This is a genomic window from Phytobacter massiliensis JC163 (assembly GCF_000321045.1).
Classification (GTDB): domain Bacteria; phylum Pseudomonadota; class Gammaproteobacteria; order Enterobacterales; family Enterobacteriaceae; genus Phytobacter_A; species Phytobacter_A massiliensis.
Genome location: NZ_HE578947.1, coordinates 400663 through 416842, shown reverse-complemented (window position 1 = coordinate 416842; position 16180 = coordinate 400663). Strand labels below are relative to the sequence as shown.

Here is a 16180-nt window from a genome sequence, read left to right as displayed (position 1 = left end):
GAGGCCCAGCAGTCGCCGATGCCGCGCCCGCGCTGGCCCAGGGAGATAACGCCGTCGCTATAGGCGGAGGCGGAGTCGGTTACCATTACCGGCGTCGCCTGCATTTTGCTGTCGGTAACCCAGAAGCCGTAGCCTTCGTTATAGGCCGCGCGCCAGCAGAGGGCGGAGATAACAACATGGCCGTCATCCAGCGGGGTGGCGGTGATATCGTTGTCTGGCTCTTCTGCCTGCGGGTCCGGTGAGGCCAGCCGTTCGCAGTTGTTATCTTTTGGCAACGCGGCGATAAGCTTCGGCTTCAGGGCGGCGGCTTCCGCTTCGCTCAACGTCCGCTCCTGCGCTTCCACGGTTTTAGCGGCCTGGATTACCGGGGCGGGTTTTGCTGCCGGTACGCTGCTTTCAGGTTTGTTGCCTCTCCTTACCAACGCGCCAGGCGTGCCGACGCGCCCCTGGACATCGTCCATTTTCAGCAGCACCGCCGTTGCGCCATCGCCGGAGAGCAGGAACGGTTTTGCGCCGCCTTTGAATTCGACCTTACCGCTGCCTTTTACCGCGTCCACCAGCGCACGAGTCTGCGCATCCGACAGCCGCCAGGTATCGCTGTCTTCCGGCTCCAGCTCGCCCTGCGCTGTGTCGTTAATCCACAGGGTGAGCGTCGGCTGGGCTTCGCTGTCTTCGGTTTCCATCTCCGCCAGCACCACATCGACGGTAAGCGGCGCATCCGCCCCGGCTTTGCGGACCAGCAGCACCGAGCCGCTCGCCTCTTCTTCTTTGCTGTAGCCCGCCGCGCGGCAGGTCAGGGTGTTATCGCATACCACTTCCCAGTCTTTGTGACTAAAGGAAGCGCTGTCGTCCGCCAATACCGGCGCGCTGAGGGTCGCCATTATTACCAGGGCGGCTTTTGAAAGAGTCATGCCGTTTCTCCGTTATCATCATCGCGGACAGTGTGAAGAATTTGCGGCACAGGGAGAAGTGAAATTTTGCCGAAGCGGCGGGAAATGAGACCCGGATGCGGCTACGCCTGATCCGGGCTACGAATGGCAACCCCGGTCGCACCGGGGGAAGCGGATTAATCCAGCTGCAAATCGCCGTAGTTCTGCACCACGCGGGAGACGATGCCGTAATCAATCGCCTCTTGCGGGTTCATCCAGTAGTTGCGGTCGGTGTCGTGTTTGACTTTCTCTACCGGCTGGCCGGTGGCGTCGGCGATCAGGCGATTCACGCGATCCAGCATACGGATGATCTCTTTGGCTTCGATCTCAATGTCGCTCGCCTGCCCGCGCACGCCGCCAAGCGGCTGGTGGATCATAAAGCGGGTGTTCGGCAGCGCGTAACGGTGCTCTTTTTTCGCCGCGAGGAAAATAGTGATCCCCGCGCTCGCCACCCAGCCGGTGCCGATGATATGCACTTCCGGCTTGATGAACTTAATAATGTCGTGAATGGTGTCCGCCGCCTCAACGTGGCCACCCTGGCTGTTGATATAGATCTTGATCGGCGCGTCGCTGATCCCTTGCAACAGCAGCAGTTGCGTCACCACTTTCTCGGTCAGCGCCTGGTTGATTTCCCCGGAGATAATGATCGAGCGGGAATCCAGCAGCTTCTGTTGCATCATCTGCGTGACGTTACCGCCTTCCTCTTTTTTGTCGTCGTCCTTACTGCCCATGAAATGCATAATCTGTCCCCTGGTTATTGTGATAGCCCTAAGCATAGTCTACCCCTGCAAAGGCGGAAGCCCCGCCTTTTATGCAGATTAATAGTCAAGGTCATCCCGACGCAATCCCAGGTCTTTCAATTGCGCATCATCCAGGCGAAGTAAGAGCTGCCGGGTACGCCGCCGCTCCCAGCTTTTGACCAGCCAGCGCCAGGTGTGAACAAACAAAACAAAAGGCCGCCGGGGCCGGTTTTCAAAGAATTCCATCGCGTCTCTCCTCATGTCTGTGGAGCCTTATCTTCGCCGGAATTCAGTGTTGCAATACAGATTCAGAAATCACTTTTCTTTAACATACAGATCCTCTACAACGTTATCTGAACGGCATTTTTTTCGCTTATCTGTACTGGTTTTTAAATCTGTATGGCGGCAATAAGGGATACAGCATGACGCGTTATGAAAATCTGGCCACGCTGCTGGCGCAGCGAATCGAACAGGGGCTGTATCGCCACGGCGAAAAATTGCCGTCGGTCAGAAAACTGAGCCAGGAGCACGGCGTCAGCATCAGCACCGTACAGCAGGCCTACCAGGTGCTGGAGAATCTCCAGTTGATTACCCCGCAGCCGCGCTCGGGCTATTTTGTCGCGCCGCGCAAATCACAGCCGCCGGTGCCCGCAATGACGCGACCGGTACAGCGCCCGGTAGAGATTACCCAGTGGGATGAGGTGCTAACGCTGCTGGATGCCCGCGGCGACAAAGAGATCATTACCTTCGGCGGCGGCGCGCCGGATATCACCCAGCCCACCTTAAAGCCGCTGTGGCGGGAGATGTCGCGGCTGGTGCAGCACAATCAGCAGGATGTGCTGAGCTACGACGCCCTGCAGGGCCGATGCGAACTGCGCGAGCAGATCTCCCGGCTGATGCTCGACGGCGGTTCAGTGGTGGACGTCGACGATATCATCATCACCAGCGGCTGCCACGGCGCGCTGACGGTGGCTCTGCTCTCGGTCTGCAAGCCCGGCGATATCGTGGCGGTCGAGTCTCCCTGCTATTACGGCACCATGCAGCTGCTGCGCGGGTTCGATATCAAGGCGATTGAGATCCCCACCGACCCGGAGACCGGCATCAGCGTCGAAGCGCTGGAGCTGGCGCTGGAGCAGTGGCCGATTAAAGGGGTGATTCTGGTGCCCAACTGCAATAACCCGCAGGGCTTTATCATGCCGGAGGCGCGTAAAAAAGCGGTGCTGGCGCTGGCGCAGCGGTACGACATTGTCATTTTCGAAGATGATATTTATGGCGAGCTGGCGACGGAGTATCCGCGCCCGCGCACCATCAAATCCTATGATATCGATGGCCGCGTGCTGCTGTGCAGTTCCTTTACCAAGTCCGTCGCGCCGGGGCTGCGGGTGGGCTGGATTGTACCGGGCCGCTACCGTGACCGGGTGCTGCATATGAAATATGCCGCCATCGGCAGCACCGTCCCCACCACCCAGATGGCGGTGGCGGCGTTTATTCGTGATGGCCATTACCACCGTCATATTCGCCGGATGCGCCAGATTTATCAGCAGCATCTCGAAACCTACACCTGCTGGATCCGCCAGTATTTTCCGGCTGAAATCTGCGTCACGCGCCCAAAAGGGGGGTTTATGCTGTGGGTTGAGCTGCCGGAAGGGGTGGATCTGCTGTGCGTCTCGCGCCAGCTAAGTCGACTGAAAATCCAGACCGCCCCCGGCTCGATCTTTTCGGCATCGGGCAAATACCGTAACTGCCTGCGGGTGAACTGCGCGATGCCGCTGACCGAGCGTTACCGCGACGCCATCCGCAAGGTAGGCGAAGCGGTGCATATTGCGATGGAAGAGTGCTGAGTCGCTCCAGGCTACCAGAACCGTAGCCCGGATAAGGCGTAACGCCGCATCCGGGACTTTACCCTTCTCAGAACGAATACGACACGCTGCCGACAATGCTCCGCTCGGCGCCAAAATAGCAGTACGAGAGCGAGTTACAGGAGGCAACATAGCTCTTGTCCGTCAGGTTATTGACGTTAACCTGCGCGCTCAGCCCTTTCAGCCCCACCTTCGACAGGTCGTAGCCCACGGCCATATCCACCAGCGTGTACGACGGCAGGGTGTGGGTGTTCTGGCGATCGGAGGTGATGCCGTTAACGTAGCGCACGCCAGACCCCACGGTCAGGCCGTCAAGCGGGCCGCTTTTCACGTCATAGCTGAGCCAGGCGCTGGCCTGATTACGCGGCGCGTAGACGGCGCGCTTGCCCTGCTCTTCCGGGCTGCTCTTCTTGTAGCGGATATCGGTGTAGGTATACGCCGCCTGCAGGCGCAGGTTATCCGTCAGCTGGCCCACCGCCTCCAGTTCCACCCCTTCGGATTCGATCTCGCCGATGGAACGGTACGGGTCGGTCGGCTCCTCTTTGGTGGCGATATTTTTCTGGTTGATACGGAACACCGAGGCGCTGTACATCGCCTGCATCCCTTCCGGCTCGTATTTCAGTCCGGCTTCCCACTGCTTGCCCTTCATCGGTTCGAGGATCTTGCCGTTCTCATCGGTGAAGCTGGTCGGCGTAAAGGCGGTGGAGTAGCTGACATACGGGGCGAAGCCGTTATCAAACAGGTAGAGCAGCGCCGCGCGGCTGCTGAAATGGCCTTTATCCAGCGTGTCGCTGGTGTCGTTCAGCCTGTTATCGTTGGTGACCTTGACCTGGTCGTGACGGCCCCCCAGCGTGAAGCGCCAGTTATTGAGCGACATCTGATCCTGAAGATAGATACCGGTCTGTTCCAGCTTGTGTTTCTCATCGCTGTACTGGGTAATGTAGTCCGGGCCCGCGCCATACACCGGGTTAAAAGCGTCGATGGGCGGGAAGCCGCCGTAATAGCCTTTCACATGATTGTTGCGGCGCTGGTAATCCACCCCGGCCAGCAGGCGGTGGTTAACGGCGCCCGTTTCGATGTTGCCGTCCAGCTGGTTATCCAGGGTGATGGCGTTCATCTTCTCGTCTGAGCCGGAGTAGCCGCGGTTCAGTTCGCTGTCGTTCAGCCAGCCTGCGGCGTACACCTGGTTAAGGTTCACTTTGGTGTGCAGATAGCGCAGCTTCTGGCGCACCGACCAGCCGCTGTCAAAGGCGTGTTCGACGTTATACCCCACCATATCTTCCCGGCGGTCGTACTTGTCGTAATCATCTTCGCCTTCATAGAAAGTGTTGGAGATTTTCCGCCCGGCATGGGAGACCACCGTGCCTTCATAAGGCAGGCCGGAGTGGCTGCCGCCTTCCGGATCGCGGTGCAGGTAGGCCATCAGGTCAAGACGGGTACTGTCGGTGATGCGCCAGGTCAGGCTCGGCATCAGGGCGTAGCGCTCCTCTTTCAGCGGGTCGAATTGCGAATCGGCGTAGCGGGTCATGCCGCTCAGGCGCACGGCGACGCGGTCGTTGTCGTCCGCCGGGCCGGTAACGTCAAACGCCGCGCCGCGCTGGTTGTTATTTCCGGCGAAGACTTTGACCTCGCCACCGGCGTCGAAGGAGGGCTTACGGGAGTTAAGCGCCACAATCCCGCCGGGGGAAGAGCGGCCATACAGCACCGACGCCGGGCCGCGCACCACTTCGATGCTCTCTAAAAACCACGGGTCCACCACCAGCGAGCTGTGGGAGTTGGAGTCGCCCATCATTTTCAGGCCGTCGAGGTAGATGTTGTCCAGGCTGCCGTCAGAGAAGCCGCGCAGGACGATGTAATCAAAGCGGTTTGACGCGCCAATCTGGTTGCTGTAAACGCCGGGCGTGTAGCTCACCGCCTGACGCACGTTGACCGCGCCCTGCTCTTCATACTGCTGGCGGGTGACAATGGAGACCGACTGCGGGGTTTCGATATCCGGGGTCTCCAGCTTGGTCGCGCCGCTCTGCATCTGCGAGGTGACCAGCACCGTCTCTTCTTTGGTGGTTTCCTGTGCCAGAGCCAGCGCGCTGAACCCACCCGTTGCGCAGCCAATCATCAATGCCAGTCGCGTTTTTGCGAACATCCCAATCTCCTGAAGCCGTTATTATTGTAAATAAGAATTATTACCCTTTTGCCCGCGCGAATAGCTATGCGCAGTGACGATTCACGTATGCGCGGTGCCAAAAGGTGTGCCTAAAGGGAAAAGATGGGCTACGCGTCTGGTATTTGGGGGGTAGCCCGGATAAGCGCAGCGTATCCGGGATGAAACAGCTTTACGCAGGAGCGTGCAAACGATCCAGCCCCTGGCGCAGGTCGGCGATCAGATCGTCAGGATCTTCCAGCCCGATTTGCAGGCGCAGGGTCTGCCCCGCGTGCGTCCAGCGGGTGGCGGTGCGGTAATCGGTGCAGTCGAACGGAATGATCAGGCTCTCAAAGCCGCCCCAGGAGTAGCCCATGCCGAACAGCGACAGGCCGTCGAGCATCCGCGTGACGGCGGCTTTATCCCAGGCCGGGTCGAGCACCAGCGAGAACAGCCCGGACGAACCGCTGAAATCCCGCTGCCAGAACGCGTGGCCAGGGCAGCTTTCAAACGCCGGATGCAGCAGGGTTTTCACCTCCGGCTGCTCCGCCAGCCAGCGGGCGATTTTCAGCGCCCGGTTTTGCGCCTCCTGCAGGCGAATATGCAGCGTGCGCAGCCCGCGCAGGGCAAGGAAGCAGTCCTCGCCCCCGGCAGCATAGCCATACTGTCGTAGGTGGCGCGCAGGGCGGGCCAGCTTTCGGCATTGGCGCTCACCAGCCCCATCAGCAGATCAGAATGGCCGCTCAGGTACTTGGTGCCCGCCTCCACCGACAGATCGCAGCCGTGGCGGTGCGCCTGGAAGAAAACCGGCGTCGCCCAGGTGTTGTCGATAATGGTCTTGATGCCGCGCTCGCGGGCCAGCCGGGTCATCAGCGGCACGTCCTGGATCTCAAAGGTCTGCGAGCCGGGGGACTCCAGAAAAAGGGTCGACGTCTCCGGGCGCATCAGCTCAATGATCCCCTCGCCCACCAGCGGGTCATAATACTCGGTGGTAACGCCAAATTTTTTCAGCGTCAGGTCGCAAAACTTACGGGTCGGGCGGTAGACGGTATCCGGCATCAACAGGTGATCCCCGGCCTTGAGCGTCGACATCAGCGCCAGCGATATCGCCCCCAGGCCAGACGGCGACATCACCGTTCCCGCCGCCCCGGCAAGCTCCGTCCAGGCGTCTTCCAGATTTTTTAATCGTCGGCGTGCCCATGGTGCCGTAGGCGAAAGCCGCCCGGCTGTGCTCCAGATCCTCGACGCTGGCGAAAACCACGGTGGAACCCCGGTAGATGGGGCCGTTGACGAACCCGTACTGATCCTTCACGTTGCGGCCAAGCTGGGTCAGCCGGGTGGCGAGTTGTACCTGCTTTTTCATTTTGCTTCCTTACGCGCGCCGGGCTTCGCTGGGGGCGATGCCGTAACGGCGACGAAACGCGGTGGAAAAGTTAGTCGCGTGCTGATAGCCGGACATCCATGCCGCCTGCTGCACGCTGTATCCCTGGGACAGGTAGCGGCGCGCCAGTTCAAGGCGGCAGTCGCGCAGATAGTCAAACACCGGCAGGCCGTAAGCCTGGCGAAACTTCACGCGCAGGCTGCTGCTGCTCATTGCCGCCAGCTGCGCCAGTTCTGCCAGAGTGTATTCTTTTTCCGGCTGCTGTTCGAGCAGGCGACGAACGTTCTCCAGACGATGCCGTTCGCCGCCGGGGCAATTCTGCCGCGCGTCGGCCCCCTCCAGCCGCTGCGCCAGGCCGTGGCCCAGCAGCTGCAGCATAATGCCCTCCAGCATCAGCTGGCGCGACAGTCCCGACACATCGGAAAGCTGGGTATGCTGCAGGCCGGAGAGCAAAAAGCCCGGCACCTGCCACAGGCAGGTCGGCGCGCCGCTGCTCTCCCACTGCTGGAGCAGCGCCGATAACAGCGGCGACTGCCAGCAGCGCCCCGGATCGACCCCCAGCGACAGCGTGCGCAGGTGATAATCGGCAAGATGGCTGGCGTTCATCACCTGCTGTTCGCCAAGCCTGGAAGTAAAGGCCATACCGGCGCGCACCACAAACGCGTCGCCGTTCACCTGTAGCATGACGCTGCCTTCCAGCACCACCAGCATATAGAGCGGGCAGCTGTGCAGAGAGGTGGTTTCATAAGGTTGCAGAACGCGAATATCGGAACTGGTCAGGCTCAGGCCGGAGGAGAGCGAAATCTCTTCCACATTGCCCTGAATAACGATCTGTTTTTCTTTGCGGGCGTCCCGGCAGCCAGCGAGGGCAGGAAAGCGGTAATCGATGCCGTAGCGTTCGCCGAAGCCAAGAAAATCCTCAACGGAAAAGTGTCTTTTTTGCATAGCAGGCAGCCATCGCGAGTCGATCCAACGTTCGGCTTGCAACCTTACCACCGCCCCTGGAGGGCATCAATAAGATTGAGAATTATTCTCAATTTTACCGCTGTGTTGCCAGCTTTGAGAGTTGTCTTCACCGCTGACCATTATATGATTAGCCACGTAATGTAACCCTCGCAGGAGGTTTACCGCACGTCAGAATCGGGAAATCAGATGACAAAACTTGCGCAGCTTGAACAGCTGGTGGCGAAATACCAGGGCGATCTTGCGTATTACCATTCAAAAAAATATAACGAAACGCAGCTCAGGACGGACTTTCTCGACCCGCTGTTCACCCTGCTCGGCTGGGATATCATCAATGCCCAGGGCAGGCCAACCAACGAGCGCGAAGTGCTGGTAGAAGAAGGGTTAAAAGGGCGGGCGGGGGAAAACGCGAAGAAGCCCGACTACACGTTCCGCCTCTTTTCCGAGCGCAAATTCTTTGTCGAGGCGAAAAAACCGAGCGTCGATATCACCCTCGACCCGGAACCGGCGCGCCAGGTCAGGCGCTACGGCTTTACCGGCAAGCTGAAAATCTCGGTGCTGACCAACTTTGAATACACCGCGATTTACGACTGTTCCACCCCGGTGAGTCAGGACGACGCCGCCAGCCATTCGCGCATTAAGCTCTGGCACTACACCGAACTGGCGGAAAACCTGGAGGAACTGCTCGCCTTAACCGGCCGCGACAGCGTCTACTCCGGCCAGTTCGATAACGAATGGGCCGCCATCGAGAGCAAGATCCTGCGCTTTAGCGTTGACGATCTGTTCCTCAAGCAGATCAATAGCTGGCGCTTAATGCTGGCAAAAGAGTTCCTGACGCTGAAACCGGATCTGAGCGCCGAAGCGTTAAACGATCTGACGCAAAACTACATTAACTGCATCGTTTTCCTGCGCGTCTGCGAAGATCGCGATCTGGAGGCCTATGAAACCCTCTGGTCGCTGGCGCAAAAAGCGGATTACCCGGCGCTGGTAAAAACCCTGCGGGCTTCCGACAAAAAATACGATTCCGGCCTGTTTGCGCTGGAGTATATCGATGAGCTGATCGGCAATGAGAACTCGGCAATCCGCGAGATCATCAACCAGCTCTATTTCCCCCAAAGCACCTATTCGTTCGCGGTTTTCTCCTCAGATATTCTGGGCAGCATTTACGAAATCTTCCTCAGTGAAAAGATCGTTATCGGGCCTGACGGCGCGCCGGAAATGCGCCCGAAAGAGGAGCACCTGGAGCGCGATGTCGTCACCACCCCGCTGCACATTATCAAAGAGATTATCCGCAACACGGTGGCACCGTTTTGCCAGGGTAAAAGCGACCAGCAAATCCTCAGCGCCCGCTTCGCCGATATTGCCTGCGGCTCCGGCGCGTTTCTGCTGGAGGTGTTTCAGTATCTGCAGGATACGCTGGTCGACTATTACCTTGTTCATGACCGCTCGCAGCTACAGCAGCTTTCCGCCCATAGCTTTAAGCTCAAGTTCTCCGTTAAAAAAGCGCTGCTCAGCCGCTGTATCTACGGCATCGACAAAGACTATAACGCGGTGAAAGCCTGCGCCTTCGGCCTGCTGCTGAAAGTGCTGGAGGGGGAGTCGAAAGAGACCATCGGCAGCGAGACGCCAATCCTGCCAAAACTTCACCAAAATATTCTCTTTGGCAACAGCCTGGTGGAGCCGGACGACGGCGTAAGCCAGGCCAACCTGTGCCAGATCAACCCGCTGCGGCTGGCAGAAACGCGTTTTGATGTCATTGTCGGCAACCCGCCTTATTTGGCCACCGAACACATGAAGCAGTTTACCCCGGCGGAGCTACCCCTTTATAAAAAGCGTTATCAGTCGGCTTATAAGCAGTTCGATAAATATTTTCTGTTCGTCGAGCGGGCGATGCAGCTTCTCAACGAGGCGGGCTGGCTGGGCTATATTCTGCCCTCCAAGTTTATGAAAATCGGCGCCGGGAAAAACCTGCGTAAACTGCTGGCGGAGAGCGGCTATCTGCATACTCTGGTGTCGTTTGGCTCGCACCAGGTTTTCCTCAACAAAACCACCTATACCTGCCTGCTGTGCCTGCAAAAAGCGCCGCACGACACCTTCACTTTTTACGAAGTGAAAGACGTTAAAAAGTGGCTGACCCGGGAAGGCAACTCGTCGCTGTCAAGCGTGCACGAAGCCGACAGGCTGGATTCAGATACCTGGGTGCTGGAGAGCGAAACCAACGCTATTTTGCAGCGTATGTTCAGCAAATCAGCGGCGCTTGGGGAGATCCTCGGCAAAGGGGCGATTGCCAACGGCATTCAGACCAGCGCCAATGAGTACTATGTCCACAAGCCGCTCAGGCGTGAAAACGGCTACGTCTGGTTTTGCTACAACGGCGTGGAGTATCAGGTGGAGGAGGCGCTTACCCGCCCCTATTTTGAGACTCCGCGGTCGGGCGAGGACAACTTCTACAGCTATAAAGACGTGGAGCCGAACGCCATTGTGCTCTACCCCTACCGCAAGGTGGACGGGCGGGTTCGCTTTATTGACTATGACGATTTAAAGGCCCATTACCCGCACATGTTCGCCTTTTTGCAGGTGGTGAAGCCGTTTCTGGATGACGGCAAACGCTCGATCAAACCGGACCCGACCACCCCCAACGAGTGGTATCGCTACGGGCGTAGCCAGGCGCTGGAAAACTGCGACGTGCCGCAGAAAATCATCGTTGGCGTACTCGCCAGAGGGTACAAATACGCCATTGATAACCACCGCACGTTTGTCTCCTCCGGCGGGACGGCAGGCTACAGCATCATTAACGTGCCCGACGACTGCCCCTACTCTATTTTTTATATTCAGGCGTTGCTCAACTCCCGCCATCTGGAGTGGTTTGCCACCCTGTACGGGGAGATTTTCCGCGGCGGCTTTATCGCCCGCGGCACCAAAATCCAGACCCGGATGCCCGTTCCGGTTATCGATTTCACCGACCCCGCCAGCGTGGCCCGGCACACGGCCATTGCCGAACTGCAACGGCAGATGAACCAGCTCTACGGACAGATTGCCGGGGCGTCGGCGCGGGATAAAATTGTGCTGCAGCGGCAGTTCGCCGCCTGGCAGGCGCAGATGGATACGCTGATTGCCGCGCTGTTTGATTTAGGCGAGCTGGACGCAAAAATCCCAGCGGTAGAAGCGCTTTATCAGGGGCTGTGATGCAGGGGTTCGCGGCTGCATACTCCGTAGCCCGGATAAGGCATTTATGCCGCATCCGGGGATTCCCGGCTGCGCTGCGCTTAGCCGGGCTACCTGGCCCGTAGCCCGGATAAGGCATTCTGCCGCATCCGGGGGCCCCAACCTACTTCCGCAAGCGCCGATCTTTTAACTTCTCCCAGATCTGCATCAGCTTATCGTTGTCGGCCTGGGTAAAGCCAAGCCGGGCGAGGATCTTCTCCCCCTGGCTGCGGATCACCGCGGCGATATTGCCCGCTTTCACCTGCTCGTTGATCGCCGCCAGATCGTGCTCCATCCCCTCCACTACCGGGATATAAAGCTGCTCAATCTCTGACGGCACCAGCTCCAGCACGCCGCCGCCGTAGTAGCGCCCTTCCAGCTCGGCGGTAATGGCGGTAAGCGGGTTGAGAAAGCTGCACACCAGGTTTTCGCTGCTGGTGAAGGTGGAACGCACCCGGTAGGCGGTATCGGTGGTATACGCCTCCGCCTGGTTGAGGATCAGGCGCGGCGCTTCGTGGCAGCGTTTGAGCATACCAATGCTGGTGCTGTAAACCGACGGCACCTTATACCAGGGCTTACGGATACGGCACTTATAGCGGGTATGCAGCTCCTGGGACTGGCCGTAAAGAATGTACTCCTTCACCTTTAACGGCAGCTTATCGAACGCGTCGGGAATATAGAGGAAATTGCTCGGCAGACCGTTGCGTTGGTTTTCCGCATGCTGGCTGTCGTCGTACAGAATGCCGGGGCAGTGCTGGCTGCGCCCGAACATCGGGTGGGCATACTCCGCCAGCTGATACTGTTCCACGGTCTGGTTATCGACAAGGAAAAATTCGTTCGCTCCGGTGACGATGCCCACGTCCACGGTGGCGATATCGTTAAACTGGTGCACCGCCGGGTGGGCAACCAGCGCCTGGATCAGCGCCAGTTCGTCACGCTCCAGCACCGCTTTGGTCCACTTACCGGCCACGGTTTCGCCGTTGATTCCCGGCGTGCGGGCAAACAGCGTATTGGGATCCTCGGCCAGGAAGTCAAAACCGTTAACGCTGACGATCCCTACCCCTTCGGTCTCCTGCGCCGGATCGATTTTCTTCTCGGCAAAAATGATCACCGCCCCCTGGAGGGTGTCTTCAAACCAGATCTCCTTCGGATCGATGATGACGATCTTCGAGCACACCTGCCCGGCATAGCTGCGCAGCGACTGCGCGTGCATCACATGGATAATCTCCGACGGGATGACCATCCCCAGCCGTCCGCCGGGTTTCAGCAGCGCCAGCGCGGAGAGCAAAAACGGCACCCAGGCATTGGTATGTTTGGTGAATTTCTGGCTGAGGTGCTTAAACACCAGCTCCGCCTGCACCTGAAATTCATTTTCCAGGAACTGATAGCGGATAAACGGCGGGTTACCCAGCACGCCATCATAAAGCTGATGTTGTTCCGCCAGCTGTTTGTTGGCCCACAGCAGATAGTCGCCTTCGGTGACGGTGGCGTTGCCAAGCCCCAGATCAAGGCAGCGCTGCGCCGCCTTTTGCGCCTCAACGTCAAACAGCTCAAAGCACTCCACCGCCAGCGCGGCGTCGGCATGATTGTTATGGATAGCCTGAATAAAAGCGCCATCACCGCAGCTCGGTTCCAGCACGCTGGCCGGGTGGTTGCTTAACACCCATTTCGTCACGTAGTCGGCCAGGTTTTGCGGCGTATAGTAGCCACCGCGAAGTTTCTGACTGGTCTGGTCTGCTTTGAATTTCATTCTTTACCTTTGAAGAGCCCTGTTGCGCGCGGCATAGGTTACCGCCTTCAGGGCAAATCGCAAAGGGCGCAGGGCGCGCCGCATACGGATACATTCCCCTCTATTTAATAGGGAGATAAATAAAAGATAAAACGTGGTCGCCATCATACTTCGCGGCGAATAATCCTCTTATTAATCCGTTTGTGAGATTAATCGCGGTTATTTTTTTATTTGCCGCTATTTTTATAGCTCCCATCACCTCAGAGGACGCTGTAATGAAATACAGATTGATTTACCGCCTCATCGCACAGGGCGGCCTCAACGCCTGGTATAACCTCGATCCGCGTATCACCAACGACTTTCCGCGTTAATTCTCCGCTGCCTCTCATCTAACGAAAAATTTAACTGAACACGGCGTTCAGACGATATTCCTTTGCGCTTTTTTTATGCCGGGAAATATCGCTGCGTCGCAAGGCACCCTTTTGGAGAAATTATAATGAAACGCATCCCTGAACCTTTCCGCATTAAAATGGTTGAAAACATCCGCATGACCACTTACGACGACCGCGTCAAAGCGCTGGCCGAAGCCGGATACAACCCTTTTTTATTGAACAGCGAAGACGTCTATATTGACCTGCTGACCGACTCCGGCACCGGCGCGATGAGCGACCGTCAGTGGGCCGGGCTGATGATGGGCGACGAAGCCTACGCCGGTTCGCGCAACTACCAGAACCTGTGCGCCAAAGTAAAAGAGATCATCGGCTACCCCTTTACTATCCCTACTCACCAGGGGCGCGGCGCAGAGCAGATCCTCTTCCCCTGCCTGATTGCCCGCTGCAAATCCAAAAACCCGGTGTTTATCTCTAACTTCCACTTTGATACCACCGCCGCCCACGTCGAGCTGAACGGGGCGAAGGCAATCAACGTGGTGACGCCGAAAGCCTTCGACACCACCTCCTGGTACGACTGGAAAGGCAACTTCGACATCGACCAGCTTAACGCCACCATCGCCGAACACGGCGCGGAAAACGTCGCCGCCATCGTCACCACCGTCACCTGTAACAGCTCCGGCGGCCAGCCGATTTCCCTCGCCAACATGCGTGAGGTCTACCAGATCGCCAAAAAACACCGTATCCCGGTGGTGATCGACTCGGCCCGCTTCTGCGAGAACGCCTGGTTTATCAAACAGCGCGAAGAAGGCTACGGCGACAAATCCATTAAAGAGATCATCCGCGAGATGTACACCTACGGCGATATGCTCACCATGTCCGCCAAGAAAGACCCGCTGGTGAATATCGGCGGCCTGTGCTGCTTCCGCGACGACGAAGATCTGTTTAACGAGGTGCGTATTCGCTGCGTGCCGATGGAAGGCTTCGTCACCTACGGCGGGCTGGCGGGGCGCGATATGGAGGCGCTGGCGATTGGCCTTGAGGAAGGCACCAACGAAGATTACCTCACCTACCGTATTGCGCAGGTGGAGTATCTGGGCGAGCGCCTGCGCGAAGGGGGGATCCCCATTCAGTACCCGACCGGCGGCCACGCGGTCTTCGTCGACGCCAAACTGCTGCTGCCGCATATTCCGGCGGAGCAGTTCCCGGCCCATGCCCTGAACAACGAACTTTATCTGGAGGCGGGCATTCGCAGCGTGGAGATAGGCTCTCTGCTGCTGGGGCGCGACCCGGCCACCGGGCAGCAAAAGCCGTCGCCGATGGAGCTGCTGCGCCTGACTATCCCGCGCCGCGTCTACACCAACGACCATATGGACTATATCGCCGACTCGCTGATTGCCGTGAAGCAACGCGCCTCGTCCATTAAGGGGCTGACCTTCACCTACGAGCCGCCGGTGCTGCGCCACTTTGTCGCGCGTTTAAAACCGGTGGAATAAACCTGTACGACGCGCCTGCAACGGGCGCGTCTTTCCGATGTCACGCCTGAAAATATACGTTGCCCGATCGGGGCGATGCGAAATATGACGTCTATGGAAACTTAATATGGCCACTCTTACGGTAACAAATAAAGCTCCCTCATTGATCGGTGGCGCGATGATAATTGGCGGCACGATTATCGGCGCAGGCATGTTTTCTCTTCCCGTTGTGATGTCGGGTTCATGGTTTTTCTGGTCTTTACTGGCCTTACTATTTACCTGGTTTTGTATGCTGCATTCCGGGTTAATGATTCTGGAGGCGAACCTTAATTATCATATTGGCGCCAGCTTCGATACGATTACTAAAGATTTATTAGGCAAAAACTGGAATATTATTAACGGCCTGACCGTGGCGTTTGTTTTATATATTCTGACCTATGCCTATATTTCCGCCAGCGGCTCGGTTATTCACCACACCTTTTCACAGATGAATATTGATTTTCCGGCGCGGCTCGGCGGATTGCTGTTCGCGCTGGTGGTGGCGTTTATCGTCTGGCTAAGCACCCGGGCGGTCAGCCGGATGACCACCATCGTGCTGGGGGCGAAGATCCTGACCTTCTTTATGAGCTTTGGCGGCCTTATCTGGCACGTACAGCCTGCGGTGCTGTTCAACACCGCCGAGGTGAGCCCCAGCTACCTGCCCTATCTCATTATGACGCTGCCGTTTTGCCTGGCCTCTTTCGGCTACCACGGCAACGTACCGAGTCTGATGAAGTACTACGGCAAAGACCCGCTGACCATTCGCCGCTGCCTGCTGCTCGGCACGCTGATGGCGCTGGTGCTCTATATCTTCTGGCTGGTCGGCACGATGGGCAATATTCCCCGCCCGTCGTTTATCGCTATCGCCGGGAAAGGCGGCAACATCGACGTGCTGGTGCAGGCGCTCAGCGGCGTGCTGAACAGCCGCGGGCTGGATCTGCTGCTGACGGTGTTCTCGAACTTCGCGGTCGCCAGTTCGTTTTTAGGGGTTACGCTGGGGCTGTTTGATTACCTGGCGGATCTGTTTAAATTCGACGACGGTCCGCAGGGGCGTTTTAAAACGGCGCTGGTGACGTTTCTGCCGCCCATCGTGGGGGGCGTGCTGTGGCCGAACGGCTTTATTTATGCCATTGGTTTTGCCGGCCTGGCGGCAACGGTCTGGGCGGCGATTGTGCCCGCGATGCTGGCCAGCGCCTCCCGCAAGCGGTTTGGCAGCCCGCGCTACCGCGTCTGGGGCGGCAAGGCGATGATTGTGCTGATCCTCTGCTTTGGCGCGGGCAACGCCATTATTCATGTGCTGTCGAGCTTTAATCTGCTGCCGGTGTACCGGTAAAT

General features: G+C 58.1%; 11 protein-coding genes and 1 pseudogene. 5 read left to right on the top strand and 7 right to left on the bottom strand.

Going from position 1 to position 16180, the window contains the following annotated elements:
• The 3 genes from ENTHG_RS15980 to ENTHG_RS15970 form a co-directional block, all read right to left on the bottom strand.
• Positions 1-911: DUF1176 domain-containing protein (locus ENTHG_RS15980; RefSeq protein WP_044181772.1), on the bottom strand; the 911-nt coding region annotated here is incomplete at its 3' end.
• Between the two features lie 155 nt (positions 912-1066).
• Entirely contained in the window at positions 1067-1669 is a 603-nt protein-coding gene (locus ENTHG_RS15975) for an ATP-dependent Clp protease proteolytic subunit (RefSeq protein ID WP_044181769.1), read from the bottom strand.
• Positions 1670-1747: 78 nt separating this feature from the next.
• Positions 1748-1915, bottom strand: coding sequence for a YjiS-like domain-containing protein (locus tag ENTHG_RS15970; RefSeq protein WP_044181766.1), 168 nt, complete (start codon positions 1913-1915; stop codon positions 1748-1750).
• Between the two features lie 176 nt (positions 1916-2091).
• On the opposite strand from ENTHG_RS15970, the gene ENTHG_RS15965 reads away from it, so the two are divergent.
• A complete protein-coding gene (locus tag ENTHG_RS15965) occupies positions 2092-3510 on the top strand; it encodes an aminotransferase-like domain-containing protein (protein WP_044181763.1) in 1419 nt (472 codons plus the stop codon).
• A gap of 67 nt (positions 3511-3577) precedes the next feature.
• On the opposite strand, the gene foxA is transcribed toward ENTHG_RS15965, so the two are convergent.
• From foxA to ENTHG_RS15950, 3 genes and pseudogenes are all read right to left on the bottom strand, one after another.
• The gene (foxA, locus tag ENTHG_RS15960) at positions 3578-5668 is read right to left on the bottom strand and encodes a ferrioxamine B receptor FoxA (protein ID WP_044181761.1); all 2091 of its coding nucleotides are present in this window, start codon (positions 5666-5668) and stop codon (positions 3578-3580) included.
• Between the two features lie 190 nt (positions 5669-5858).
• Positions 5859-7028, bottom strand: a pseudogene (gene metC / locus ENTHG_RS15955) (cystathionine beta-lyase).
• Positions 7029-7037: 9 nt separating this feature from the next.
• The gene (locus ENTHG_RS15950) at positions 7038-7991 is read right to left on the bottom strand and encodes a helix-turn-helix domain-containing protein (RefSeq protein WP_044181758.1); all 954 of its coding nucleotides are present in this window, start codon (positions 7989-7991) and stop codon (positions 7038-7040) included.
• Positions 7992-8198: 207 nt separating this feature from the next.
• Here ENTHG_RS15950 and ENTHG_RS15945 point away from each other — a divergent pair, with 207 nt between their 5' ends.
• Positions 8199-11195, top strand: a complete 2997-nt coding sequence (locus ENTHG_RS15945) for an Eco57I restriction-modification methylase domain-containing protein (protein WP_044181756.1) — start codon at positions 8199-8201, stop codon at positions 11193-11195.
• Between the two features lie 142 nt (positions 11196-11337).
• On the opposite strand, the gene ENTHG_RS15940 is transcribed toward ENTHG_RS15945, so the two are convergent.
• Positions 11338-12963, bottom strand: a complete 1626-nt coding sequence (locus tag ENTHG_RS15940) for an N-6 DNA methylase (RefSeq protein WP_044181753.1) — start codon at positions 12961-12963, stop codon at positions 11338-11340.
• A 254-nt stretch (positions 12964-13217) separates the two neighbouring features.
• Here ENTHG_RS15940 and tnaC point away from each other — a divergent pair, with 254 nt between their 5' ends.
• From tnaC to mtr, 3 genes are all read left to right on the top strand, one after another.
• The gene (tnaC, locus tag ENTHG_RS15935; RefSeq protein WP_044181750.1) at positions 13218-13313 is read left to right on the top strand and encodes a tryptophanase leader peptide; all 96 of its coding nucleotides are present in this window, start codon (positions 13218-13220) and stop codon (positions 13311-13313) included.
• A 125-nt stretch (positions 13314-13438) separates the two neighbouring features.
• On the top strand, positions 13439-14827 hold the full coding sequence (gene tnaA, locus ENTHG_RS15930) for a tryptophanase (RefSeq protein ID WP_044181748.1): 1389 nt from the start codon (positions 13439-13441) through the stop codon (positions 14825-14827).
• A gap of 106 nt (positions 14828-14933) precedes the next feature.
• A complete protein-coding gene (mtr, locus tag ENTHG_RS15925; RefSeq protein WP_044181745.1) occupies positions 14934-16178 on the top strand; it encodes a tryptophan permease in 1245 nt (414 codons plus the stop codon).
• Positions 16179-16180 lie beyond the last annotated feature (2 nt).

Bases quoted from the DNA above. Each gene is read 5' to 3' on its own strand.
- ENTHG_RS15970 (WP_044181766.1), bottom strand. From the start codon at position 1,915: ATGGAATTCTTTGAAAACCGGCCCCGGCGGCCTTTTGTTTTGTTTGTT.
- ENTHG_RS15950 (WP_044181758.1), bottom strand. From the start codon at position 7,991: ATGCAAAAAAGACACTTTTCCGTTGAGGATTTTCTTGGCTTCGGCGAA.
- ENTHG_RS15975 (WP_044181769.1), bottom strand. From the start codon at position 1,669: ATGCATTTCATGGGCAGTAAGGACGACGACAAAAAAGAGGAAGGCGGT.
- ENTHG_RS15945 (WP_044181756.1), top strand. From the start codon at position 8,199: ATGACAAAACTTGCGCAGCTTGAACAGCTGGTGGCGAAATACCAGGGC.
- tnaA (WP_044181748.1), top strand. From the start codon at position 13,439: ATGAAACGCATCCCTGAACCTTTCCGCATTAAAATGGTTGAAAACATC.
- mtr (WP_044181745.1), top strand. From the start codon at position 14,934: ATGGCCACTCTTACGGTAACAAATAAAGCTCCCTCATTGATCGGTGGC.
- ENTHG_RS15965 (WP_044181763.1), top strand. From the start codon at position 2,092: ATGACGCGTTATGAAAATCTGGCCACGCTGCTGGCGCAGCGAATCGAA.
- ENTHG_RS15940 (WP_044181753.1), bottom strand. From the start codon at position 12,963: ATGAAATTCAAAGCAGACCAGACCAGTCAGAAACTTCGCGGTGGCTAC.
- foxA (WP_044181761.1), bottom strand. From the start codon at position 5,668: ATGTTCGCAAAAACGCGACTGGCATTGATGATTGGCTGCGCAACGGGT.
- tnaC (WP_044181750.1), top strand. From the start codon at position 13,218: ATGAAATACAGATTGATTTACCGCCTCATCGCACAGGGCGGCCTCAAC.